Origin of the sequence: Haloarchaeobius iranensis, assembly GCF_900103505.1 — an archaeon.
Classification (GTDB): domain Archaea; phylum Halobacteriota; class Halobacteria; order Halobacteriales; family Natrialbaceae; genus Haloarchaeobius; species Haloarchaeobius iranensis.
Map to the genome: position 1 here is coordinate 16,317 of NZ_FNIA01000016.1, position 21,714 is coordinate 38,030.

The 21,714-nt window shown below is 69.2% G+C and carries 21 protein-coding genes; 6 read left to right on the forward strand and 15 right to left on the reverse strand.

Features of this window, described 5'->3' with window-relative positions:
* The first annotated feature begins 49 nt into the window (after positions 1-49).
* Positions 50-817: a mechanosensitive ion channel family protein gene (locus tag BLT27_RS13440; RefSeq protein WP_175526468.1), complete on the forward strand. Its 768-nt coding sequence runs from the start codon at positions 50-52 to the stop codon at positions 815-817.
* A gap of 29 nt (positions 818-846) precedes the next feature.
* Here BLT27_RS13440 and BLT27_RS13445 read toward each other — a convergent pair whose 3' ends face one another.
* Together BLT27_RS13445 and purD are read right to left on the reverse strand one after the other, a co-directional pair.
* Complete coding sequence (locus BLT27_RS13445; RefSeq protein WP_245707758.1) at positions 847-1,362, reverse strand: acyltransferase; 516 nt, start codon at positions 1,360-1,362, stop codon at positions 847-849.
* Between the two features lie 49 nt (positions 1,363-1,411).
* On the reverse strand, positions 1,412-2,740 hold the full coding sequence (gene purD / locus BLT27_RS13450) for a phosphoribosylamine--glycine ligase (protein ID WP_089734744.1): 1,329 nt from the start codon (positions 2,738-2,740) through the stop codon (positions 1,412-1,414).
* A gap of 279 nt (positions 2,741-3,019) precedes the next feature.
* Between purD and BLT27_RS13455 the strand changes: the two genes are divergently transcribed.
* Positions 3,020-5,140, forward strand: coding sequence for a thioredoxin domain-containing protein (locus tag BLT27_RS13455; protein ID WP_089734746.1), 2,121 nt, complete (start codon positions 3,020-3,022; stop codon positions 5,138-5,140).
* Between the two features lie 2 nt (positions 5,141-5,142).
* Here BLT27_RS13455 and BLT27_RS13460 read toward each other — a convergent pair whose 3' ends face one another.
* Complete coding sequence (locus BLT27_RS13460) at positions 5,143-5,529, reverse strand: TlpA family protein disulfide reductase (protein WP_089734748.1); 387 nt, start codon at positions 5,527-5,529, stop codon at positions 5,143-5,145.
* Between the two features lie 127 nt (positions 5,530-5,656).
* Between BLT27_RS13460 and BLT27_RS13465 the strand changes: the two genes are divergently transcribed.
* The gene (locus tag BLT27_RS13465) at positions 5,657-6,631 is read left to right on the forward strand and encodes a PLP-dependent cysteine synthase family protein (RefSeq protein WP_089734750.1); all 975 of its coding nucleotides are present in this window, start codon (positions 5,657-5,659) and stop codon (positions 6,629-6,631) included.
* Positions 6,632-6,640: 9 nt separating this feature from the next.
* Here the strand turns inward: BLT27_RS13465 and BLT27_RS13470 are convergent, their stop codons facing one another.
* From BLT27_RS13470 to cyaB, 5 genes are all read right to left on the reverse strand, one after another.
* Positions 6,641-7,525: an alpha/beta fold hydrolase gene (locus BLT27_RS13470; RefSeq protein WP_089734752.1), complete on the reverse strand. Its 885-nt coding sequence runs from the start codon at positions 7,523-7,525 to the stop codon at positions 6,641-6,643.
* On the reverse strand, positions 7,522-7,992 hold the full coding sequence (locus tag BLT27_RS13475) for a DUF5804 family protein (protein WP_089734754.1): 471 nt from the start codon (positions 7,990-7,992) through the stop codon (positions 7,522-7,524). Before BLT27_RS13475 ends, BLT27_RS13470 begins: the two co-directional genes overlap by 4 nt.
* Before the next feature lie 50 nt (positions 7,993-8,042).
* Positions 8,043-9,221, reverse strand: a complete 1,179-nt coding sequence (locus BLT27_RS13480) for a tRNA sulfurtransferase (RefSeq protein WP_089734756.1) — start codon at positions 9,219-9,221, stop codon at positions 8,043-8,045.
* Positions 9,222-9,287: 66 nt separating this feature from the next.
* Complete coding sequence (locus BLT27_RS13485; protein ID WP_089734758.1) at positions 9,288-10,508, reverse strand: methionine adenosyltransferase; 1,221 nt, start codon at positions 10,506-10,508, stop codon at positions 9,288-9,290.
* An 80-nt stretch (positions 10,509-10,588) separates the two neighbouring features.
* Entirely contained in the window at positions 10,589-11,167 is a 579-nt protein-coding gene (gene cyaB, locus BLT27_RS13490) for a class IV adenylate cyclase (protein ID WP_089734760.1), read from the reverse strand.
* A 105-nt stretch (positions 11,168-11,272) separates the two neighbouring features.
* Here cyaB and BLT27_RS13495 point away from each other — a divergent pair, with 105 nt between their 5' ends.
* Positions 11,273-12,259: an FKBP-type peptidyl-prolyl cis-trans isomerase gene (locus BLT27_RS13495; RefSeq protein ID WP_089734762.1), complete on the forward strand. Its 987-nt coding sequence runs from the start codon at positions 11,273-11,275 to the stop codon at positions 12,257-12,259.
* Positions 12,260-12,457: 198 nt separating this feature from the next.
* On the opposite strand, the gene BLT27_RS13505 is transcribed toward BLT27_RS13495, so the two are convergent.
* From BLT27_RS13505 to BLT27_RS13515, 3 genes are all read right to left on the reverse strand, one after another.
* Complete coding sequence (locus BLT27_RS13505; RefSeq protein WP_089734764.1) at positions 12,458-13,690, reverse strand: digeranylgeranylglycerophospholipid reductase; 1,233 nt, start codon at positions 13,688-13,690, stop codon at positions 12,458-12,460.
* 123 nt (positions 13,691-13,813) lie between these two features.
* Positions 13,814-14,440: an RAD55 family ATPase gene (locus BLT27_RS13510; RefSeq protein WP_089734766.1), complete on the reverse strand. Its 627-nt coding sequence runs from the start codon at positions 14,438-14,440 to the stop codon at positions 13,814-13,816.
* Positions 14,441-14,466: 26 nt separating this feature from the next.
* Complete coding sequence (locus tag BLT27_RS13515; protein ID WP_089734768.1) at positions 14,467-15,090, reverse strand: MinD/ParA family ATP-binding protein; 624 nt, start codon at positions 15,088-15,090, stop codon at positions 14,467-14,469.
* A 76-nt stretch (positions 15,091-15,166) separates the two neighbouring features.
* Here BLT27_RS13515 and BLT27_RS13520 point away from each other — a divergent pair, with 76 nt between their 5' ends.
* Positions 15,167-15,847, forward strand: a complete 681-nt coding sequence (locus tag BLT27_RS13520) for a 2,5-diamino-6-(ribosylamino)-4(3H)-pyrimidinone 5'-phosphate reductase (RefSeq protein ID WP_089734771.1) — start codon at positions 15,167-15,169, stop codon at positions 15,845-15,847.
* 2 nt (positions 15,848-15,849) lie between these two features.
* Here the strand turns inward: BLT27_RS13520 and BLT27_RS13525 are convergent, their stop codons facing one another.
* From BLT27_RS13525 to grxC, 4 genes are all read right to left on the reverse strand, one after another.
* Positions 15,850-16,788 carry a DNA polymerase beta superfamily protein gene (locus BLT27_RS13525; protein WP_089734772.1) on the reverse strand — a complete coding sequence of 313 codons (939 nt, stop codon included), beginning with the start codon at positions 16,786-16,788 and terminating at the stop codon, positions 15,850-15,852.
* A gap of 63 nt (positions 16,789-16,851) precedes the next feature.
* Entirely contained in the window at positions 16,852-17,139 is a 288-nt protein-coding gene (locus tag BLT27_RS13530) for a DUF7545 family protein (protein WP_089734774.1), read from the reverse strand.
* Between the two features lie 38 nt (positions 17,140-17,177).
* Complete coding sequence (locus BLT27_RS13535) at positions 17,178-18,659, reverse strand: sensor histidine kinase (RefSeq protein ID WP_089734777.1); 1,482 nt, start codon at positions 18,657-18,659, stop codon at positions 17,178-17,180.
* Positions 18,660-18,715: 56 nt separating this feature from the next.
* Complete coding sequence (gene grxC, locus BLT27_RS13540; protein WP_089734779.1) at positions 18,716-20,074, reverse strand: glutaredoxin 3; 1,359 nt, start codon at positions 20,072-20,074, stop codon at positions 18,716-18,718.
* A gap of 131 nt (positions 20,075-20,205) precedes the next feature.
* Between grxC and cysS the strand changes: the two genes are divergently transcribed.
* On the forward strand, positions 20,206-21,693 hold the full coding sequence (cysS, locus tag BLT27_RS13545; protein ID WP_089734781.1) for a cysteine--tRNA ligase: 1,488 nt from the start codon (positions 20,206-20,208) through the stop codon (positions 21,691-21,693).
* Positions 21,694-21,714 lie beyond the last annotated feature (21 nt).

Genomic DNA, 21,714 nt, shown 5'->3' on the forward strand with positions numbered 1-21,714 from the left:
GTGGCTCTCACAGCAGACGACGGCGACGGCGAACCAACCCGGAGCGGATGTGCCGACGTGGGAGGCACTGGTCAACGAACCCCTCGTCAGAGCGGCGGTCGTCCTCTTTCTCGGTATCGCGCTCGGCATCGTCGTCGGGAAGCTGAACCGCCGGCTGCTGACGGCCGCTGGCGTGCCGGAGATGGTGGAGGGGACGCCGTTCGAGAGCAGTGCGCGCAGCCTCGGCAGCTCGACGGTCGACATCGTCGCGCGACTGAGTGCGTGGTTCATCTACGGTATCGCGGCGCTGGCGGCGGTCCACGTGGCAGAGATCGTCCGGACGGGCCAGTTCTGGCTCGGCGTCGTCCGCTTCGTCCCGGACGTGTTCGTGGCCGTGCTCGTGCTCATCGTGGGCTTCGTCGTCGCCGACAAGGCCGAACTCGTCGTCTCCGAGCGCCTGCGCGGCATCAAGCTCCCCGAGGTGAACCTGCTCCCGCGCGTGGTGAAGTACAGCGTCATCTACGTCGCCTTCCTCGTCGCGCTCGCCCAGGTCGGCGTGCACATGCTCGCGCTGCTCGTGCTGTTCGCGGGCTACCTGTTCGGGCTCATCTTCCTCGGTGGGCTGGCGTTCCGCGACCTGCTCCGCTCGAGCGCGGCGGGTGTCTACCTGCTGCTCAATCAGCCGTACGGTATCGGCGACCAGATAGAGATCGACGGCCACGAGGGCGTCGTTCAGGAGGTGGACCTGTTCATCACGCAGATCGAGTCCGAGGGCCGGGAGTACATCGTCCCGAACCACCGCGTGTTCAAGACCGGCGTCGTCCGCGTGCGCCAGTAGGTGTTCGTCGTCGCTTCTTCGGTGACGTCTCAGTCGTCGGCCAGCTCCTCGCTGGACATCGGCCGAGCGGGGACCCCGGCGACGGTCTCCCCCGGTGGGACGTCCTCGGTGACGAGCGAGTTCGCCGCCACCTGCGCACCCTCGCCGATTTCGACGCCCGGGAGGACGATGGCACCGGCGCCGATCATCGCTCGGTCGCCGAGGACGACATCGCCGACCCGGTACTCCTCCTGCAGGAACTCGTGGCACAGCAGCGTCGCGTCGTAGCCCACGATGACGTGGTCGCCGAGCGTGATGTGCTCCGGCCAGAACACGTCCGGCGTCGCCTCCAGACCCCAGGAGACGCCCTCGCCGACGGTCATCCCGAGCCGGCGCATCAGCCAGTTCTTCACCCGGAGACTGGGGGAGACGCGGACGATCCAGATGAGGACGTAGTTGAACGCGACCCTGAGCGGCGACTTCGCGTCGGGCCAGTGCTGGAGGGAGTTCCGCGGGCCGGTCGTCGGGTGTCGCGTGACGCGGTCGCGCCGTGGTTCGTCGCTCACGAACTGCGGTTGGATGGCACAGTTCTTGAAACCGACCGGTTCGGCGGCCTCAGTCGGTGAGCTGTTCGACGTGGTCGATGCGGCTCTGGACGAGTTCCTCGGTACCGATGTCGTGGCGGACGTGGAACCCCTCCTCGCCGGCGACGGCGATGGCGTCCTCGGCGATGGCCTCGGCCTCGCCGATAGTGTCCGCGACGCCGACGACCGCGAACGAGCGCGACGTCGTGGTGTAGAGGCCGTCGTCACCCTCGTCGACGGAGGCGTAGAACAGGAACGCGTCGCCGTCGTGGTCGGCCGCCGCGGCGGCCGCGCTCTCCGCGTCGACCTCGATGCGAGTGCCGTCCCGTGGGTCTGTCGGGTAGCCCTCCGGGACGGCGTACTTGCAGACCGTGGCGCGCGACTGGAAGTCGAGTTCGGGGATGCGCGACCCGCCGTCGCGGGCCCCGACCAGCACCTCGTAGAAGTCGGTGTTCAGGATGGGGAGGACGTTCATGGCCTCGGGGTCGCCGAAGCGGGCGTTGAACTCGACGACCTTCACGCCGTCCTCGGTGAGCATGAACTGGCCGTAGAGGACACCGCGGTAGTCGTCGAGGGCCTCGACGGTCGCTTCCAGCACCTGCAGCGCCTCGAAGCTGTGCAGTTCGGTCATGAACGGGAGCTGGAAGTCGGCCTCGGTGTAGCTCCCCATGCCGCCCGTGTTCGGTCCCTCGTCGCCCTCGTATGCGCGCTTGTGGTCCTGCACGGCGGGCGTGATGAGCACGTCGTCGCCGGCCACGAGCGCCTGCACGGTGAACTCCTCGCCGACGAGCCGCTCCTCGAGGACGACCTTCTCGTAGTCGGACTCGCGGAGGTACTCTTTCGCCTCCGCTTTCGTTATCTGGTCGCCGGTGACGCGGACGCCCTTCCCGCCGGTCAGCCCCGCGGGCTTGACAGCGAGGTCCCCGTCGTACTCGTCGATGTAGTCGCAGGCCAGCTCCATGTCGGTGAAGATGGCGTAGTCCGGACAGCCGGGGATATCGTTCGCCTCCATGAACTCCCGCTGGAACGACTTGTCAGTCTCGATGCGCGCGTCGGCCTGTCGCGGGCCGAACGCGTAGATACCCGCCTCCTCCAGCGCGTCGACGACGCCCTCCGCGAGGGGCTTCTCCGGGCCGATGACCGAGAGGGTCGCACCGATGGACTCGGCGTAGTCGACGACGGCGTCGGTGTCGCTGGTGTCGAGCGTCTCGAAGCCGTCGGTGAGCGCGGCGATACCGGGGTTCCGGTTGCCGGCGCAGGCGTAGAACTCGAACTCGTCGCGTTCCTCGGAGCGGTCGAGCGCGTGCGCGATGGCGTGTTCGCGGCCGCCACCGCCGACCAGGAGCACGGTCTCTGTCATACCCGAAGTCGGTACGCAAGGGAGTGTAATGGTTTCGGTTCTTCCGGTCGTAAGTATACACGTGGGTGGATACAAAAAGCTCTCCAATCGTCGCGGAGCCGCTGGCAACTACTGCGCGGACAGCCCCGCACCGAGTGCGATGCCGACGCCCACCATCTGCCCGTCCAGCCCTCCATCGTCGACCTCGTCCAGCATCTCCCTCCGCACACCGGCGACCGGCAAATATGCTCCGCTCCCGGAGTCGGACGGTTTTACCCGTCACCGGCCCAAGGAGGTTGCATGAGCGACCCCACAGCCCGGAACCGGCTCGACGAGGAGGCGTCGCCGTACCTGCGCCAGCACGCGGACAACCCCGTCAACTGGCAGCCATGGGACGAGGCCGCGCTCGAAGCGGCGAAGGAGCGCGACGTGCCCATCTTCCTCTCGGTCGGCTACTCGGCGTGCCACTGGTGCCACGTCATGGAGGAGGAGAGCTTCGAGGACAGCGAGGTCGCCGAGGTGCTGAACCAGGACTTCGTCCCCATCAAGGTCGACCGCGAGGAGCGCCCTGACCTCGACTCCATCTACCAGACCGTCTCGCAGCTGGTCTCCGGCCGGGGCGGCTGGCCGCTCTCCGTCTGGCTCACACCCGAGGGCAAGCCGTTCTACGTCGGCACGTACTTCCCGCGAGAGCCCCGTCGGAACGCGCCCGGTTTCCTCGACCTGCTCGGGAACATCGCGAACTCGTGGAGCAAGGCCGAGGACCGCCGGGAGATGGAGAACAGGGCCGAGCAGTGGACCCGCGCCGCGAAGGACCAGCTGGAGGACGTCCCTTCGGCCGGCGAGGACGCCCCGGACGAGGACGTCCTGACCGACGCCGCCGACGCCGTTCTCAGAGCCGTCGACGGCGAACACGGTGGCTTCGGCACCGGCCAGAAGTTCCCGCAGGAGGCACGCCTGCACCTGCTGCTCCGGGCGTACGACGGCACGGGTCGGGACGCCTACCGCGACGCGGCGGTCCAGACCCTCGACGCGATGGCCGACGGCGGACTGTACGACCACCTCGGTGGCGGCTTCCACCGCTACTGCACCGACCGCGACTGGACCGTGCCGCACTTCGAGAAGATGCTGTACGACAACGCCGAGCTGCCCCGGGTGTTCCTCGCTGGCTACCAGCTCACCGGGACGGAGCGCTACCGGACCGTCACGGAGGAGACCCTCGCGTTCGTCGAGCGGGAGCTCACGCACCCGGACGGTGGCTTCTTCTCGACGCTCGATGCCCGGTCGCCCGACGAGGACGGGGAGCACGTCGAAGGTGCGTTCTACGTCTGGACGCCCGGGGCGGTCCACGAGGTGCTCGACGACGAGCACGCCGACCTGTTCTGTGACCGCTACGGCGTCACCGACTCGGGCAACTTCGAGCACGGGCAGACCGTGCTGACCATCGACCGGGAGATAGCGGACCTGGCCGACGAGTACGACCTCGACGCAGCGACCGTCGAGGAACGACTCGACGAGGCTCGTGCGGCGCTGTTCGAGGCCCGTGGTGACCGGCCACGCCCCCGACGCGACGAGAAGGTGCTCGCGGGCTGGAACGGGCTGATGGCGTCCGCGTTCGCCGAGGCCGCCATCGTGCTCGACCCGGAGTACGCCGACGCGGCCGCGGAGGCGCTCGGGTTCGTCAGGGAGCACCTGTGGGACGGGGAATCGAAGACCCTCTCGCGGCGCTTCAAGGACGGCGACGTGAACGGCGACGCGTTCCTCGAGGACTACGCGTTCCTCGCCCGCGGCGCGTTCGACACCTACCAGGCGACGGGCGAGCCAGCGCACCTCGGCTTCGCGCTCGACCTCGCCCGGGTCGTCGTTCGGGACTTCTGGGACCCCGACGAGGGGACGGTGTTCTTCACGCCGCAGGACGGCGAGGAGCTGGTCGCTCGCCCGCAGGAGCTCCGCGACCAGTCCACGCCGTCGAGTCTCGGCGTCGCGCTCGACGTGCTGTTGTCGCTCGACGGCTTCGCACCCGACGAGGCGTTCGCCGACGTGGTGGAGGCCACGCTCGCGACCCACGGCACGCGCGTCGAGACCAGCCCGCTGGAGTACCCCACCCTCGCGCTCGTCGCGGACCGCTGGAGCGCCGGCGACGCGGAGCTGACGGTCGCCACGGACGACCGCCCACTGCCCGAGCGCTGGCGCGAGACGCTGGCCGGAACGTACCTGCCCCGGCGACTGCTGGCTCCCCGCCCCGCGACCGACGACGACCTGGCGATGTGGCTCGACGACCTCGAGCTCGACGAGGCACCGGCCGTCTGGGCCGAGCGGACGGCCCGCGACGGCGAGCCGACGGTGTACGCCTGCCGTGGCTTCGCCTGCTCGCAGCCGACACACGACATCGAAGAAGCCCTCGACTGGTTCGAGACGTAGGGCTACGTCTCGGCGTCGAGCTGTTCGGCCAGCCAGACCGCGATGGGACGGTCCGCCTCCTCGACGAAACGGGCCAGCTCGGCGCCCGTCTCGCCGTCCTCGACGACGACCGTCGGGATGTACTCGATGCCGTACTCGGAGACGCCGGGACCGACCTTCTCACCGTCCTCACGTTCGACCGGGTAGTGCTCGACGTCCTGGACCTCGGCCGCATCGAGCGCCGCCCCGAAGTCCGGCAGCTGGCTGCGACAGTCCTTGCACCAGTCCCCGCCCCAGACCTTGACGACGATGCGGTCCGCGAGCGCCTCCCAGACCGCGAGGGTTTCCTCGTAGGCGTCGGGTGCCCACGCGGGGTTCGGCCGCATCGTCTCGAGTTCTGCCTCGCTCATACCCCGGCCTACCCCGCCGACGGGGAAAACGCTCCCGCTCCTCGCAGGGGTTGCCGATGGTCCGCAGTCCCCGGCCACATCTGCCGCCGCCGGCCGCCCCTTAGTCGTCCAGCCCGTACCGGTCGGCGTGAAACGGAGCATACTGGACGCAGTCGGCTCGCCGCTGGTGCAGGTGACCTCGCCGCCGGGCGCGACGGTCGCCGCCAAGGTCGAGTCGTTCAACCCCGGCGGCTCCGCCAAGGACCGACCGGCCCGGGAGATGGTCCTCGACGCCGAGCGACGCGGGGAGATCGAACCCGGCGACAGGCTCGTGGAGCCGACGAGCGGGAACACCGGTATCGGCATCGCGATGGTCGGCGCGGCGCGCGGCTACGACGTGACCATCGTCATGCCCGCGGGGATGTCCGAGGAGCGGAAGGGCATCCTCCGGGCGTACGGGGCCGACATCGAACTCGTCGAGGGGGGCATGGTCGACGCCCGGGACCGTGCGGACCAGATAGAGGCGGAGACCGGCGCGTTCCAGCTCCGGCAGTTCGAGAACCCCGCCAACCCCCGGGCGCACTACCGGACGACCGCCGAGGAGATACTGGAGCAGGTCGACGGCCGCGAGATAGACGCCCTCGTCGCGGGTGTCGGCACGGGCGGCACCATCTCGGGCAACGCCCGCCGGCTGACGGAGGAGTTCCCCGACATGCGCGTCGTCGGCGTCGAACCAGAGGACAACGCGGTCCTGACGACGGGCGAGGCCGGCGAGGACGAGTTCCAGGGTATGGGACCCGGCTTCGTCAGCGACAACCTCGACCGCGACCTCATCGACGAGGTCCGCACCGTGAACTTCGAGGCGGCCGAGGCGGAGTGCCGCCGCCTGGCCCGCGAGGAGGGCATCTTCGTCGGCCAGTCCTCCGGCGCGTCCTGTCTGAAGGCCCGCGAAGTCGCCGCCGAGATAGCGGAGCCGAGCGCGGACTGCCCGGCGTCCGGACGCGACGCCGTCGAGCCGGGCGGCGTCGAGACCGACGGCGGCGACTACACGGACTGCCCGCTCGTCGTGACGGTGTTCTGGGACTCCGGCGAGCGGTACATGTCGGCGGGGACGTTCGACTGACCTGCCCCCTCAGGATTCGTCGGTACTCTCGCGGTCGACGGGGGACGGCACCCGCTCCCGCAGGAACTCCAACAGCGTCTCATCGAACTTCTCCGGGTGTTCGCGCGTCGGCCAGTGGCCGCAGTTCTCGAAGACGACAAGCTCCGAGTCCGGAATCCGTTCGTGGGCACGTCGCGCCCACGCCGCCGGGAACAGCGGGTCGGACTCGCCGTGGACGAGCAGCGTCGGCACCCCGACCTCTTCGAGCCGGTCCGCGAAGTTCGTCCGGGCGCGGCCGTCGGGGGTTATCTCGTTCCGCTGGAAGGCGGTGAACGCCCGGCCGGCACCGCGCTGGCTGGCGCGCTCGTTGACCGACTCGACGAACGCCTCGTCGAGCGTCGACGGGTCGTGGACGACGTTCGCGAGACCGGTGACGGTCGCGGTCCTGGAACTGCCGAGCATCGACCAGCCGGTCGCGTTCGCGCCGGGGACGTTGGCCAGCGCGTACAGCATCGGGCCGCCGGGGACCCGCGCGCCGAGCCCGTAGCTGTCGACGAGGCCCAGCGCCCGGACGCGGTCCGGGTGGTCGAGGGTGTAGCCGAGCGCGACGGCACCGCCCATCGAGATGCCGACGAGGGCGAACTCGTCGAGCCCGACCGACTCGACGAACCCCTCGAACACGTCGCGGTAGGTGTCGATGGAGTGGTCGTCGACGGGGTCGCTGTCGCCGTACTCCGGCCAGTCCGGGGCGTACACCTGGTACGACTCGGCGAGCGTCTCGACGGTGTGTCGCCAGGAGAGGTCGGCGTCGTCGACGCCCGCACCGTGGAGGAGGACGACCTGGGGCCCCTCAATGCCCGCGCGCCGGTAGTGGATGCGCAGGCCGTCGACGCGGGCGATTCCGTGGCCAGTCATCCGGCGAACTCCTCCTCGCTGACGCGGACGACCATCGTCTCCTCGACCTCGGGCCGGAGGTCGTACGCCGGGAGCTCGCCGTCGACCCGCTGGGCGAACAGGGGCTCGACGGGCTCCGGTGGGCCGTCCTCTGGATCGAGCAGGCCGTACAGCTTGCAGAACTGGTCGGTCTCGGCGGGCGCGACGGCGTCGTTGCGGACCGCCGTGGCGAGTCCGCGGGAGAGCCACTCCTCGTCGTCGACGCTCGGCTCGCGGACGAGCACCTCGTCGACGAACCGGACGATGTACCAGTCGAGGTCGTTCAACAGGGAGACGGCCGCCCCGAGGCTCACCGTGCGGAGCGCGATCGCGTTCTCGTAGGGCTCCCAGAGGTCGTAGGTCGACAGGGCCTCGCGCGAGGTCTCGCGCGAGAGGAGCTCGTACCGGAGGACCACGTCGGACGAGCCGATGAGACAGACGTCAGTCACTGCAGTCCCGTTCGTACCCAGAGGGTATGTGGATTTCGCTCGGCCGGGTCTCAGAACGACAGTCGCTCGGCCCGCTCGACGGCCGCCCGGGCTCGCTCGCGAAGGTCGGCGGGCTCCTCGCGGGCGATTGTCTCGGCCGACCCGTGTGTCTCGGGCTGGTCGGGGACGACACGGTTACAGCCCGCCGGCACGGTCGAGTCGACGAACGTGTCGATGGCGCGGGCCTGCGAGACGATGTCGTGTTTGTCCCACGAGAACAGCGGTCGGTGGACCGGCAAGTCGATGGCCTGCGAGGTGACGGCCATGTTCCGGGCCGTCTGACTCGACTTCTGGCCGAGCGCCTCGCCCGTGACGACGCCGACCGCACCCGTCTCCTCGGCGACGGCCTCGCCCGCCATGAGCAGGAACCGGCGGAACGCGAGCATCCGGCCGGTCTCCATCGTGTCGACGAGGTCGGCGACGACATCGCCGGCCGGGACCCGCCAGAGGTCGAACGACTCGTCCGGGACCCTGGCGGAGAGCGTCCGGACGGTCTCGACGGCGCGAGCCTCGTGGTCCGCCCCGCCGTACTCGCCGAGGTCGACGTAGACCGGCACGACGGGGCTCCCCCGACGCATCGCCTCGTACGCCGCGACGGGCGAGTCGATGCCGCCGCTGACGAGCGCGACGAGTGGCTCCTGCGTGCCGTAGGGCAGCCCACCGGGGCCGTCGTACCGGTCGCAGAAGACGAACGCCTCGTCCTCGCGGAGGTCGACCTCGAAGACGACGTCGGGGTCGTCGAGGTCGACCGCGGGGTCGAACTCGCCCTCGACGGCCTCCCAGATGGCCTGTCCACCCGAGCGCTCGAGGTCCTCGCTGGTGTAGGGCAACGTCTTGTCCGCCCGGTTGACGCTGACCGCGAACGTCCCGTCGTCGTAGACGGCGCGGCCAGCCGCCGCGAGGGCGTCCTCGACGGCGTCACGGTCCGACGGCACCGTCACCGCGGGACTCGTCGAGACGACACCGAATGCACGGGCGGTGGTCTCCGCGGCCCGCCCGGCTTCGCCACCCACGTCCCGCACGATCGGTCGGGACCAGTGCCGGTCCACCTCGGCCGCGATGCCGTCGGCCGCGAGCAGCGACTCGACGTGGTCCAGCAGCCGGTGCTCCATGCGCCGCTTGACCCGGGTGCTCTTGACGTTCAGGTCGCCGTGTCTGACGAGGACGGCGTCGGCACCGGGCGGTTGCATGGTCGGCGATAGCCAGTCGACGTATAAACCGCCGTCGGAGCGCGACGGCCGGGACAGCGCCCGGATTCAGAAGGTCGTCAGCTCGCCGTCGATGACGCGACGGGTGATCTCGGTCACGTCGGCCAGCTCGCGGTCGACGATGGCGGACACGTCGTCCTCGATGTCGGCGACGTCGACGCCGTCGGCGGTGACGACGTGTGCGTCGGCGACGTGGGGTTCGTCGATGGGACGGCCGATCTGGGAGAGCAGGCGGATGCGCAGGTCGCGGATACCGTCAACCTCGCTCACGACGGACTCGGCGATCTCCGTCGACAGCAGGTTGTAGATCTTCCCGATGTGGTTGACGGGGTTCTTGCCGGAGGTCGCCTCCATCGACATCGACCGGTTGGGCGTGATGAGGCCGTTCGCGCGGTTGCCGCGGCCGACCGAGCCGTCGTCACCCTGCTCGGCGGACGTGCCGGTCGTGGTGAGGTAGATGGCACCCTCGTCGTAGTCGTCGGCCGTGTTGACGTGGACGTCGACGGTCCGGTCGGTTATCCCGTTGGCGACGTCGGTGACGAACTCGCGGACGCCCTCGACCTCGTCGATGTAGTCCGCCATCCCCTCGACGTAGCTGTCGACGATGGCGACGGCGACCGTGATATCGACGTGGTCACCCTCGCGCTTGCCCATGATCTTGATGTCCTGGCCGACAGCCGGGTTGTCCGCGGCGTACGGGCCGTTGAGCCGCCGTTCGGCCTCGAGGACGATGCGCTCGGTCTCGGTCAACGGCGCGTGGCCGACGCCGAAGGACGTGTCGTTGGCCATCGGGACCGTCGCACCCTCCTCCGAGAAGACCTCCTGCAGGTCGCCCGACCCTTCGCCGAGCTTCACGTCGACGACGATGTCGGTGCCGAACTCCAGTTCGGGGAAGTACTCGCCGAGGTAGTCGCGGGCGGCACGCAGCGCGACCGTCTCGGTCGGGATGTTGTACTCGGTGCCGTCCTCGTCGACGTAGTGCTTCGTGGCCCGGCCGACGATGAGGAGATAGATCGGCTCGATGACCTCGCCGCCGCCGAAGGCAGGGGCCGCAGAACCGGCGACGAGCTGGGTCTCGTCGGTGTTGTAGTGGAGGACCTTGCCCACGCGGTCGAGGTAGGTGCGGGCGAGCGCCTGCGAGACGCTCTCGGCGATACCGTCGCAGATGGAGTCGGGGTGTCCGAGCCCCTTTCGCTCCACGATCTCGACCTCCTGGTCCTCGACCGCGTACCGGTCGATGGGTTCGACGCGAATATTGCGCTCTGTCATTGTTCCGAGTTGAACAGGCCCGGTTCTATAACTTGCGAAACGAATCACCGCCGGAGAAATGCGCTGCAGTAATTCCCTCGTCAGGAGTCGAGCAACAGCCCGAGGTACGAGGTCCGGATACCGTCGGCGGAATCGAGGCCGAGAGACTCCAGGACCGCGACCGCCCCGTCACGTGCGTCCTCGATGTCGTCGCTCTCGACTTCGGTCTCAACCTCGACGAACTCGCCGAGCCCGGCGACCTCGTCGAGCGTGACGGTGTAGCCCGAGAGCGCGAACCGACGACGGCGCTTCCGGACCGTCGCCGCCGGCTCGAACCCCAGTCCGTCGAGGAGACCCTCCATCGCGTCACGGTCGGCGACGGCGGTCTCGAACTCCTCGCGGGTCTTCGAGCGGTCGTCCACGAGCGGCCCCTTGTACGTCACCATCGTCGTGCCTTCGCCGGCGGGCCAGTCGAAGCCGGCGTCGTCGCCCTCGACCTCGTCCAGCGGCACCTCCTGTCTGATGCGCAGCGCCTCGTCCGTCGCCGCGAAGTCCCGGTGCGGTGCGTCGTAGTACACGTCGGTCTGGCCGACGGCGTCGACCGGTTCGGCGTCCTGCTCGTCGAGACGCCGCCGCACTGCGTCGTGACCGGCGCGGACCTTCAGTTCGACCTCGTACATGTCCGGCACCTCGCTCACGAGGGACAAAAGCCCTCCCGACTCCACACCAGCGACTCGCGGGTCCAAAACGTGGTTCTTAAATGCCGCGTGGGAGACGTTCATTGTATGACCGATGACCAAGAGGCCGAGATGGCCGACAACGAGGAGACCGAGGAGACACCGGACGTCGAGGACGAGGCCGAGACGACCGAAGAGGAAGTGACCGGACTGCAGGACGGCGACTTCGTCGAGCTCGACTACACCGCCCGAACCGTCGAGAGCGAGCGCCTCGTCGACACGACCGACCCCGAGGTCGCCGAGGAAGAGGGCATCGAGGAGGAGGACCGCGAGTTCGAACCGCGCGTCATCGTCCTCGGCGAGGGCCACATGTTCGACCAGGTCGAGGAGGAGCTCCGGGGCAAGGAGGTCGGCGACGCCGGCAGCGTCGTCATCCCCGCGGTCGACGCCTTCGGCGAGTACGACGACGAGCAGGTCCGCACGGTCAGCGTCGAGAAGCTCCCCGAGGACTCCCGACGCCCCGGCTCGCAGGTCCAGGTCGACGGCGAGCAGGGCTTCGTCAACGCCGTCATCGGCGGCCGCGCCCGCGTCGACTTCAACCACCCGCTCGCGGGTGACGACATCGAGTACGACTACGAGGTCGCCGGCGTCGTCGAGGACCGCGTCGAGAAGGCACAGGGCCTGATGGAGATGATGTTCGACGCCGAACTCGACATGTGGTTCGAGACGGACGAGGTCGAGGAGGAGGTCCAGGTCGAGTCCGACGACGAGGACGAGGACGCCGAGCCCGAGTTCGAGACCCAGACCGTCGAGAAGGAGACGCTGTACATCGAGTCCACGCCGCAGCTGCAGATGAACCAGCAGTGGATGATGGGCAAGCAGCAGGTCGCCCAGCAGCTCATGCAGCACCTCGACATCGACCGCGTCATCGCCCAGGAGACCATCTCCGGCGGCATGGGCGGCATGATGGGTGGCATGGGCGGCATGATGGGCGGTATGGGCGGCGGTGGCGGTGCCGACGCGGCCGACATCGAGGAGGCGCTCGAGGAGGCCGACATCGACGCCGACGACATCGAAGCCGACCTCGACGAGTAAGTCGCGACCGCGAGACTGAACCACTTTTGCGGTGCCGGTTCTCCGCCGACGCATGGACAACAGCGACGCGCTGGTCGCGCTGCTTGCCCTGGCGGAGGACCGCGATGTCGACGCGGGCTCGGCGCTCGAAATGTCGCGCGCGAAGTACGAGGAGAGAATCGCGGAGACGGGCGACGCCGGCGCCGGAGGGTGGCGGAGCTACCGGGTGTACCAGTCCTTCAGCGTGTCGAACACCAGTTTCGCGTCGCCCACCCGGAGCATCTTCGCCAGCTCGAGCTTGTTGCCCTGGTTCGCCTCGGTGAGGTCGTCGGCCGACATCCGGGAGAGGTCGTCCATCAGGTCGTCGTAGCGCTCGTTGGAGGCCCGGTAGAGCAGTTCGGTCATGAACAGCCGGGTCTTGACCTTCGGCGCGACGCGCTCGTGCCAGAGCTGGTCGTAGATGGCCATCTCCGAGGCGCTGGTGTCGCGGCCGCTGTGGGTCAGCACGCGGTCCGCGACCGCCGCGGCCGCCCGGCCAGAGCGCATGCACTTGTCGATGCCCTCGCCCCAGAGCGGGTCGACCGTCGGGACGGTGTCGCCGATGGCCATGAAGCTGTCCGTGCTCATCTGACCGGGGAGCTGGATGTGCGCGGAGCCCCGATGCTGCTCGCCCTCGATGCGGGTCGCGTCCTGGAGGCGTGGGTCCTTCTCCTCCCAGTACGACAGGTAGTCGTCGATGCTGAAGCCGTCCTTCGCGTTCTCGTGGTGTGCCTCGCTCTGGATGTAGCAGACGCCGACCTTCGCGGTGTCGCCGCCGGTGTGGAAGATCCACGAGTAGCCACCGGGCGCGAGGTCGTGGTCGAGCCGGAGCATCATCGCGTCGGTGAGGTCGGCGTAGCCACCCGCGTCGATGTCGACGCCCTCCATCTCGAACTCGATGCCGATTGCCTGCCGCTCGCGCTTGAGTTCCACGACGTCGAGCGCCTTCGCGAGTGGCGCGCTCGGGCCCGTGGCGTCGATGATGACCTCGCCGTACACCTCCTCGTCACCGTTGTAGCGGACGCCCACCGGCTCGCCGCCCTCGACGATGGGCTTCGAGACGCGGGCGTCGAAGATGTACTCCGCCCCGTCGTCGCGCGAGTCCTCGACCAGCCAGCGCTTGTAGTCGGCGAACTCGAGGACCGCCCCGGGCTGATGCCGCGCGTAGTAGTGGTTCGGCGACTCCAGCACCACCTCGTCGGTGAAGTTCATCACGACCTCGTCCGGGATGTTGAAGTCGGACATCGTCGACGGGAACGTCCCCGCGGTCGACTTGTTGCTCCGGCTCGGGAACTCCTCCTCTCCCTCCGTTTCGAGTACGACAACGTCGTACCCCCGTGCGGCGAGGTCCCGTGCGGCCTGCCCACCAGCAGGGCCGGCACCGGCGATGACCGCGTCGTATGTTTCAGTCATTGTAGAGTAGACAGCGTCGCAGTGTTCGGTGAACGCCGTTACCCCTACATTCGAATCCGGAGTGTAATTCTTTCTGATTCGTGTCCGTCCCGATGAACAGTTCGAGGGGCGGAGAAGAGCACCCTACGCGATGTCGCGGCTGGTGTCGATGGCGACCTCGTCCGCGAGCTCCAGTTTGACCGTCTCGACGAGTGCGGTCCCGCCGCGGAACTTCGGCACGGAGAGCCGGTTCTCGAGCTCCGCGCCGCGGACCTGTGTCTCCAGCGCGAACACCACGTCGGCCATGTGCTTCGTCGTGTCCCGGTTCGTGGGGATGTGGTGGCCGTCGAGACAGTGCATGAACGCGATGGAGCCGGTGTTGACCATGTGCGTCTGCAGCTCGGTCATGAAGCTCCGGTAGCGGTTCCGGTCCCCCCGCTCCAGCACGTCCGCGGTATCGATGACGAGGTTCGCACCCTCGGGGAGCGCGCGGATGAGCCGGTTGGCCTGGTCGAGCGGCTCGGAGCCCGAGATGTCACGCACCGTGGGTGAACCCACCGGCGCGTTGGTGTTCTCGATGGCGTCGCGGACGGCCTGGTCGGACCGCTCGGTAGTGAGGTAGAGCGTCCCGCGTGCGGCGGTCAGTTCGTAGAGCAGTAGCTCGGACTGGCTTGCCGGAGACGCGGTGAACGCGACGATAGACCCCGGGGGGAGTCCACCGTTCAGCTTCCGGTCCAGAACGTCGATTCCCGTCTCTAACCGACCGGCCATGTACGTACCTCGTTAGCCGGCCGCTCCTAAATAACTGTTTGCCTCCGGAGACGTCCCGCGACGCCGTCGTAGGCGCGCCAGACGGCCGGGTCAGAGAGCGGGTCGGTCGCGGCCGGGACCGTCCCGAGCACCGGCGTTTCCAGGAGTCGTTCGACGCCCTCGGGGCGCTCGCGGGTGCCGACGAGGACGACCCCGGCGACGGCCACGCCGAGTTGCCGCGCGATGGCGGCGGTCTTGGCGGCGTCACGGAGCGCCTGCGGCGTTCCGTCCGCCACGAGGAGCACGTGGTCGACCACGCGGAGCGGGGCGACTGCGTCCGGCCCTGCACCGGCGGGCGTGTCGACGAAGGTGGGTCGGTCCCGCAGGCGGGCGAGCGCCGACGAGACACTGGCACCGTCGGTCACACGGGGGGCCGCGACGACTCGCACGCCGGGGATCGTCGCGACGGACTGTTCGGGGACGCCGTCGCCGTCGAGCACCGCGTCGAGCGACGGCTCCCGGTCGCAGCCGGCGAGCGCGTGGAGGTCCGGCATCTCGCTATCGGTGTCCACCGCCCGGACCGGGCGGCCGTCGCGAGCGAGTGCCCCCGCCAGCCCGAGCGTCGTCGTCGTCTTCCCTACGCCACCCTTGCCGCCGGCGACTGCGAGCATGACCACTCTGGTCCCGGCATCGCACTTGAACCACGGGACCGAAACCAGTTTGCCGCCGCCCGCCGTGGCTCCGGGCGTGTACGTCCACGTCAACGCCGCGACGAGCGCGGACGGCAAGCTCGCCTCCCGCGACCGCAGTCAGCTCCGCATCAGCGGCCCCGAGGACTTCGACCGCGTCGACGCCATCCGGGCCGACAGCGACGCCGTCGCTGTCGGGGTCGGCACCGTCCTCGCCGACGACCCGTCGCTGACGGTCACGGACGAGGAACGAGTCGCCGACCGCCGGGCCGACGGCGGGTCGCCGCAGCCGGCCCGCGTCGTCTTCGACTCCCGCGCACGGACACCGACCGACGCAGTGGTGCTCGACGACGCCGCGACGACCTACGTGCTCGTCGCCGAGGCAGCACCCGAACCGCGACGGGAGGCGCTCGCGGCCGCCGGCGCGGCGGTCCTCGTCGCCGGGACCGAGCGCGTGGCCCCCGCCACCGGGCTGGCCGCACTCGCGGACCGGGGCGTCGACCGGCTGATGGTGGAGGGCGGCGGCGAGCTCATCTTCTCCCTGTTCGAGGCGGGCCTGGTCGACGAACTCACCGTCTACGTCGGTGCGATGGTCGTCGGCGGCCGGGGGGCGCCGACCCTCGCCGACGGCGAAGGGTTCGTCGAGGCCTTCCCCGAGCTGTCGCTCGACGGCGTCGAACGCCTCGACGACGGCGTGCTGCTGCGGTGGACGGTCGAGGGGCAGCCCGACGGCGCGTAGCGTCAGTCCGCCGCGAACACCGCCTCGACGAACTCGTTCACCCGGGCCGTGTCGATGCCGCGGACGGCGTGGCGCTCGGGCGGAATCTCCGCCGGCAGCGAGAGCGAGCCGTCCGTGAACAGCCCCGGGACCGGCTCCGAGCCCCGGCCGGCGCGTTTCCGCTCGACGAGGAGCCGCGCCCGGTCGAGCACGTCGTCGCCGAGCCAGCCGGCCGCCTCACACTCGTCGAGGAACGAGGGGAAGTGCAGCGTCGGGAACTCGTGGGTGTCGCGGACGTACCTCGCGTACAGCGCGGCCCTGACGAGGTACGTCGTCCGGTCGACGGTCGGGTCCCACTCGCCCAGCTCGTAGGATTCGTCGGCTTTCGGGACGCGGGTGCGCCCGCCCGTCGCCGGCGCGGCCAACCCCTCGCCGTCGTCCGGGACGCAGACCCACTCGTCGTCGGCCTCGTCCACGACGACGAACGCCGGCTCGCCGTCCCGGAGGAGCCGCCGCTGGCAGTACTTCCGGAACTGGCGGTCGGCGAACGACCGGTAGTGGTGGTAGAGCCGTATCGGCTCGAACTCGTGTCCCACGTCGGCCCCCAGCGCGGCGAGTGGCTCGCAGGACCGGTACCGGAGCGGCGAGTGCAGGAACTCCAGCGTGGCCGGGTTCGAGTCGACCAGCAGCTCGGCGAACCGGCGGACGTTCCAGGCCGTCAGCTCCACGTCACCGCGTTCGTCGTGGACCGTCGGCACGTACTCCGCTATCGTGGCGTAGCGCACGGGCGGCTGCCGGAACAGGACGGTCACGTCGTAGTCGCTGCCGGGGTGGTCGAGCCCCCAGGCGCGGCTCCCCACGTCGCGGGCGGCGACGACCGTGCAGTCGTGGTCGGCCTCGAGCGCCGCGATGGCGTCGGCGAGGGCTGGCGGGGGGTCCCGGTTGCCGGTGGCTTCGGTCACGACTGGTGGTGGTCGCGCCGGCGTAAAAAGCGTGTGTCGCGTGTGGTACGTCGCCGCAGGGGGTCAGTGCTGGTGGCCGGTCGCCTCGCCGAAGGTGACGCCGAAGCGCTCCTCGAAGAGCGCCATCGTCTCCGACTCGACGTCGTCTATCTCCGGGGCGTCACCCTCGCCGTGGTGTGCGAGGTGGTGCGCTCGGGAGGCGAACGAGAGCAGTGTGATGTCCGCGACGACCTCGGCGGGCGACTGGCCCTGCTCGGCGAGCATGTCGATGAGGTCTGCGGGTAGCTCGACCTCGTCCTCGTCGTCGTCGGATTCGATGGCGAACGTGATTGTCTCGACGTCGTCTGACATAGTTCCGGATTCGTTGGCAGGCATAAACCTCTGTGGGTTCAATGCTCCGAGACGGTCCGACGAGGGCCGTGGCGCACGTCCGCACCGTCGAAGACGAACCGCGCGCCGCCCGCGTCGCTCTCCGCCACCGACACCGCCCACCCGTGGCCCTCGGCGACCGTCTCGACGATGGCCAGCCCGAAGCCGGTGCCGTCCTCGCTGGTCGTGAACCCCCGGTCGAACACCGACTCACGTTCCGCCTCGGGAATCCCGGGGCCGTCGTCGGAGACGACGAACCCGTCGCCGGTCGATTCGACGGTCACCGTGACGTCCCCGTGGCCGTGTTCGATGCTGTTGCGGAACAGGTTCTCGAACACCGTCTGGAGCCGCTCGGGGTCTGCGGTGACGATGGCGTCCTCGTCGACGACCAGCGTGGCGTCCGCCGTCGGCAGCGAGTGCCAGGCCCGCGTGGCCGTCTCGACCAGCGACACCTGCTCCGGGTCGCCGACCGCCTCGCCCTCGCGCGCCAGCGTCAGGACCTCGCTGATGAGCCGGTCCATCCGTTCGACGGCCTGGTCGACTTCGTCGAGATACGCCGTCTCACCGGTCTCGCGGGCGATTTCGACGTTGCCGGAGATGACCGACAGCGGCCCCCGGAGGTCGTGACTGACGACGCCCGTGAACTGGTCGAGCCGTTCGTTGCGTCGCTCCAGCTCGCGGTGCTTGCTCGCGCGGTCCAGCGCGACGCCGACGTTCCGGGCGAGCAGCGTGAGGAGTTCCACGGTCTCCTCGCCGAGCTCCCCGGCGTGTGGGACCGCCGTACACAGGAGTCCGTACTCGCCGACGGGGGCGAGGAGCACCGACGAGAGCGGCAGGTCCGGGAACGCACGACCCGGGTGTGACGAGTAGTCCTGCACGACCGTCCGCTCGCCGGACTCGAACGTCTCCATCTCGAGTGTGCCCGGTGGGACTGGCGGGAGTTCGAGGTCCTCGTACCCGGCGAGGACGCGTGACGCGTCGCTACCGGCGACCGGGAGCAGGTGGTCGCTGTCGTCGGTCTCGAGCCAGAGCGTGACGAACGGCTGGTCGAAGACGCACTGGGCCACGTCGATAGCGGCCTTCGCGATGACGCTCGTCCGTTCGGTCGCGAACAGGTACTGGGTGGCCTCGTTCAACGCCGCGAGGCGGTCCTCGTGGGAGCACAGCCGGTCCCCCTCGCGGACGATGACGACCGTCTCACCCGACGTGGAGCGAACGAAGGTCAGGTCGTACTCCCGCTCCGCACCGCCGTCGGCGTCGAACTCGCGGACGGTCCCGAACCAGCGGCCGCTGCGTTCGACCGCGGTCAGCCCGTCGGTGACGCAGTCGTCGTGACTCGACGGGAGACACGCGTCCCAGTGCTCGTCGAGCAGCTCGGCCGGTTCGTCGTAGCCGTAGAGAGCCGCGTACTCGCCGTTCGCGAAGACGTGCCGTCCGGCCTCGTCGAACACCGCGACGCCGACCCTGGTCGACGACCGAACCCCGGCCCCACAGGCGTCCATTCTGGTATATGGATTCGACGAAGCATAATAAAACCGCTAGGGGACCATTCAGGGTTTCAGTCGTCGGCCTCGGCGGCCGCCTCCGCCGTCGCGTCCATCGCCGTCGCGTGCTCCTCCAGGTAGTCGTCCGCGTCCAGCGCAGCCTTGCAGCCCATGCCGGCCGCGGTGACGGCCTGCTGGTAGTGGTAGTCGACGACGTCGCCGGCACCGAAGATGCCCTCGACGGCGGTCGCGGTCTGGCCGCCGCCGAAGCCGCCGGCGGTCTTGAGGTAGCCCTCCTCGTCCATCTCGACGCCGGTGCCCTCGAGGTACTCCGTGTTCGGCGTGTGGCCGATGGCGTAGAACACCGCGCCCACGTCCTTCGCGTACTCCGTCGTGTCCGCGTCGTCGAGCTTGTCCGTCGGGTGCCCCCCGGGGTTCTCGACGAGCGTCACGTGGTCCACACCGTCCGCCTGGGAGCCGTGGATCTCGGTGAGCTCGGTGTTCCAGAGGACCTCGATGTCGCCCTGCTCGGCCTTGTCCATCACGCGGTCGATCCAGACGTCCTCGGCGCGGAACTCGTCGCGGCGGTGGGCGATGTAGACCGTGTCGGCGAACTTGGTGAGGAAGTTCGCCTCCTCCATGGCAGCGTCGCCGCCGCCGACGACGAGCATGTCCTCGCCGCGGAAGAACGCGCCGTCACAGGTCGCACAGGTGGAGAGCCCGTAGCCCATCAGCTCGTCCTCGCCGGGGACACCGAGGGTGCGGGCGCTCGCGCCGGACGCCGCGATGACCGCGTCGGCGGTGTAGACGTCGCCGTCGGTGAGCTCGACGCGGAACGGGCGCGAGGAGGCGTCGATATCCGCGATGATGCCGTTCCGGGTGTCGGCACCGAACTTCTTGGCCTGCTCCTTCATGTTGTTGATGAGGTCGGGACCGGAGATCCCCTCCGGGAAGCCGGGGTAGTTCTCCACGTCCGTGGTCAGCGTGAGCTGGCCACCCGGCTCGTCGCCCTCGACGAGGAGCGGCTCGTTGTTCGAGCGCGCCGCGTAGATGGCCGCCGAGAGGCCGGCGATGCCGGTGCCCGCGATGAGCAGTGTGCGGTGTTCGACGGTCTCCTCGGCGTCGTCACAGACGTCCGAGGTCGGTTCGCCGCCGTCGGTGGCCTCCGCGAGCCCGAGCAGCTCGTCGAGTTCGCCCTGCTCCTCCAGTTCGCAGGTGTCGTCCCAGCCGCCGACGAGCTGGTCGTCGATGAACACCTCGGGCGCGGTCTTGCGACCGTCCGCACGGTCGACCATCTCGTCGAACAACGCCTCGTCGCCGGTCACGTTGTACTCCACGTAGTCGACGCCTTTCTCGTCGAAGAGGTCCTTCGCCTTCTCGCAGTACGGGCAGTTCTCCTTCGTGTATATCTCCACGTGCGGCGTCTCTGTCATGCCCAGAAGTAGCCCTCGTAGGTGTTTTATATTTGCGTTGTTCGACGTGCTTGCCGCACTCCCGGCACGTGATGACGAACCACATCGGGGCACCAATCGTTTTAACCGCTCCCGCCGGAAACCACGGGGTAATGACCCTGCACGTGACGAACACGTTGACGGGCGAGAAGGAGCCGTTCGAGCCGAACGACCCCGACGACGTCCTCCTCTACTACTGCGGGCTGACGGTCTCGGACCCGGCGCACCTCGGGCACGCACGTGGCTGGGTCCACGTCGACGTGATGCACCGCTGGCTGGCACAGTTGGGCTACGACGTGCGACACGTCGAGAACTTCACCGACGTGAACGAGAAGATCGTCGCCCGGGCGGGCGACCCCGAACTCGGTGGGGACGAGGCCGCAGTTGCAGAGCACTACATCGCGGACGTCCTCGACGACATGCGCGGCCTGAACCTGAAGCGGGCAGAGGTGTACCCCCGCGTCTCGGAGCACGTCCCGAAGATCGTCGACCTCGTGGAGACGCTGGTCGAGAAGGGCTACGCCTACGAGGCCGACGGTTCGGTGTACTTCGACGTGACCGCGTTCGATGACTACGGGAAGCTCTCGAACCAGCGCGTCGAGGAGATCGAGGAGCAGGGTGACCCGGACGAACTGAGCGAGAAGCGCCACCCGGCCGACTTCGCGCTCTGGAAGGCCGACGGCGTCTCCCCGGACGCGGTCCACGAGCACCGGAAGGCAGACCACCCCGGCGACGACGGGGCGACGCCGTCGGGTCAGACCTGGCCGTCGCCGTGGGGCGAAGGGCGACCCGGCTGGCACATCGAGTGCTCCGCGATGGCGATGACGCATCTCGACTCGACAATCGACATCCACGTCGGCGGGCAGGACCTGGTCTTCCCCCACCACGAGAACGAGATCGCCCAGTCCGAGGCGGCGACCGGCCAGCAGTTCGCGAAGTACTGGCTCCACGTCCGCCTGCTGCAGACGAAGGCCGAGAAGATGTCCTCAAGCCTGGGCAACTTCACGACCGTCGGCGACGCGCTCGAAGCCGAGGGCGCGAACGTCGTCCGGATGTTCCTGCTCTCGACGGCGTACCACAACGAGGCCGTCTACAGCGACGAGACGCTGGCGGAGGCCCGCGAGCGCTGGGAGCGCCTCGAGCGGGGCTACCGGACCGCCGTCGGGGCCTGCGACTCCGTCGACGCCCGGACGAACGAGGACGACCGCGACCTCCGCAACACCGTCGACCGCGCCCGTCGGGAGTTCACCGAGGGGATGAACGACGACTTCAACACCCGCGAGGCGACGACGGCGCTGCTCGAACTCGTCGGTGCGGTGAACCGCCACGTGGACGACCGCGAGACGTACGACTACCGCGGGCTCCGGCTGGCGGTCGAGACGTTCGCGGAGCTCGGCGGCGACGTTCTCGGGTTCCAGTTCCGCGCGGAGACCGACGGGAGCGCCGAGGTCGCGGGCGAGCTCGTCGAACTGGTCCTCTCGGTCCGCGAGACCGAGCGAGAGGCCGGCAACTACGACCGCGCCGACGAGCTCCGCGACGAGCTGGAGGCCATCGGCGTCACGGTGGAAGATACGGACGACGGCGCGACGTTCCGGCTCTGACGCCCCTCGATGCGTTGCCAC